This is a genomic window from Candidatus Accumulibacter vicinus (genome assembly GCF_000584955.1).
GTDB classification, from domain to species: domain Bacteria; phylum Pseudomonadota; class Gammaproteobacteria; order Burkholderiales; family Rhodocyclaceae; genus Accumulibacter; species Accumulibacter vicinus.
In genome coordinates this window covers 30,593-32,243 of the sequence record NZ_JDSS02000016.1, presented here as the reverse complement: position 1 = coordinate 32,243, position 1,651 = coordinate 30,593, and the positions used below count along the sequence as shown (strand labels likewise).

The window sequence follows — 1,651 nt, the reverse complement described above, 5'->3', positions numbered from 1 at the left end:
ATAAGCCAGACCTAATGCTACCGCGCCACATCTCGACTCTACACCCTCAAGCGTGGATCTGACTGCGAGAACACGAGGAAGAGCAGCGGATGACCGGCAGAAGCTTGGCTCAAGCTTGTGCCTTTGGCCATTCGCCCGGACGGTACGGCCGGGCGAATGGCCAAAGGCACAAATCATCCCGCGACCGGGGTTAGCAGTTGGGTCAGGATGTCGCGGATGGCGTCTCCATCCGTGAGGAAGGCGATGATTCGCATCTCGCCACCACAGCGTGGACAGAGGAGCGGTAAGACCTCATCAATGCGCGCGAGGAGCAGCGCCCAGGCGTAGCGGGCGGCGCGACGGTGGATCGCTTGTTCTTCCCCCGGTGCTTCCTCTGTACTCTCGGACGAGCGGCTTGGCGTGGCGCTTGGCGCAGCGGGCGGGGCAATGGACTCGGTCGCGCCTGCCGCTGGCGTACCGTCCGGCACTCCGGCAAGCGCAGTGACCTGTCCCCGCAGCGGCACGTTGGGTGCCAGTACCCCGTAGTCACGGTGCCGATGCCGGCGCGGCGGCGGAATCCGCGCGGCCAGACGCTCGATGAGTTCGAGCGGCGTCAGCATGACGCTGACGCTGCCGCCGGGACCCGGCTTAACGCTCTCATGGATCCGGTGTTCGGCGTCGATCTCCCGCAGACGCTCCAGTGCGAAGGCCGGTCGAGCGCGAGTTGCGCCGCAGCCGTTCCAACCCCGCGCGGTCAGCGCCTTCGACGCGCACGCTGGCGTCGAGCGAGAAGCCGCCTCCGTGTTCCCAGTTTGCCATCGTCTCGGAGTCCTCCGACTCAAGCACACCGCGGCGGGTCAGCGCGCGCAGCAGACGCCGGCGGATCCTGGTCTGCACTTCGTCGAGCAACGTCTGCTCGGGGGCGCGGCTTTCGTGGAAGCTCGCCGCTCCCGAGGCGTCTGCCTCGAAGACCCCCTCGATGACGATGCAGTGGGCCCGGCTATCGCAGGAGAGTTCGAGCCAGGTGGCGAGGTGCATCTGCACGGTGCGTTCGGGCCGGCGACGGCGATAGACGGCCGTGCGAACCGACGCACAGGCGGCAGACATGGGGAGACGGGTCGGGCAGTCGAGAGGCCACAACTATCCCGGTTTCCTGCTGGCATTGCTGCCGCCTGGTGCCTTCATTCTGCTCGGTTGTCTGATTGCCTGGAAGAACTGGGTCGAGGCCCGAGCCGCGGCGCGCCGGCCGAGTTCGCCGCCGCTGGCACTGGGCGATGGCGTCTGAGAGTCGGCGACGATGGACCGTATTCAGCGCCAGGAACTCTTTGCCCGCCTGCGCGCTGCCAACCCGGAACCGACCACCGAACTTGCCTACGCCAGCACCTTCCAGTTGCTGATTGCCGTCATCCTGTCGGCACAGGCCACCGACAAGAGCGTCAATCTCGCCACCCGGCAGCTCTTTGCCGATGCGCCGACGCCACAGGCGATGCTGGCACTCGGTGAAAGCGGTCTGATTCCTTACCTCAACCGCATCGGTCTTTACCAGGGCAAGACCAGGAACATTCTCGCCACCTGCCGGCAGTTGCTCGAGCAACATGGCGGCGAAGTCCCGCACTCGCGCACCGCCCTCGAAGCCCTGCCGGGGGTCGGTCGCAAGACCGCCAACGTGGTT

4 protein-coding genes are annotated in these 1,651 nt (G+C 66.4%); 2 read left to right on the top strand and 2 right to left on the bottom strand.

What is annotated here, in order from left to right:
- Nucleotides 1-173 precede the first annotated feature (173 nt).
- Together CAPSK01_RS21810 and CAPSK01_RS21805 are read right to left on the bottom strand one after the other, a co-directional pair.
- Nucleotides 174-644 carry a transposase gene (locus CAPSK01_RS21810; protein ID WP_273703110.1) on the bottom strand — a complete coding sequence of 157 codons (471 nt, stop codon included), beginning with the start codon at nt 642-644 and terminating at the stop codon, nt 174-176.
- The gene (locus tag CAPSK01_RS21805; protein WP_273703109.1) at nt 637-1,017 is read right to left on the bottom strand and encodes a transposase; all 381 of its coding nucleotides are present in this window, start codon (nt 1,015-1,017) and stop codon (nt 637-639) included. The genes CAPSK01_RS21810 and CAPSK01_RS21805 overlap by 8 nt, the downstream gene beginning before the upstream one ends.
- A 67-nt stretch (nt 1,018-1,084) precedes the next feature.
- Here CAPSK01_RS21805 and CAPSK01_RS04430 point away from each other — a divergent pair, with 67 nt between their 5' ends.
- Nucleotides 1,085-1,264, top strand: coding sequence for a hypothetical protein (locus CAPSK01_RS04430; RefSeq protein ID WP_034923114.1), 180 nt, complete (start codon nt 1,085-1,087; stop codon nt 1,262-1,264).
- Nucleotides 1,265-1,276: 12 nt separating this feature from the next.
- Nucleotides 1,277-1,651: endonuclease III (gene nth, locus CAPSK01_RS21800; RefSeq protein ID WP_273703076.1), on the top strand; the 375-nt coding region annotated here is incomplete at its 3' end.

Coding starts and splice junctions, on each gene's coding strand:
- CAPSK01_RS21805 (WP_273703109.1), bottom strand. CDS start 1,017: ATGCACCTCGCCACCTGGCTCGAACTCTCCTGCGATAGCCGGGCCCAC.
- CAPSK01_RS04430 (WP_034923114.1), top strand. CDS start 1,085: ATGGGGAGACGGGTCGGGCAGTCGAGAGGCCACAACTATCCCGGTTTC.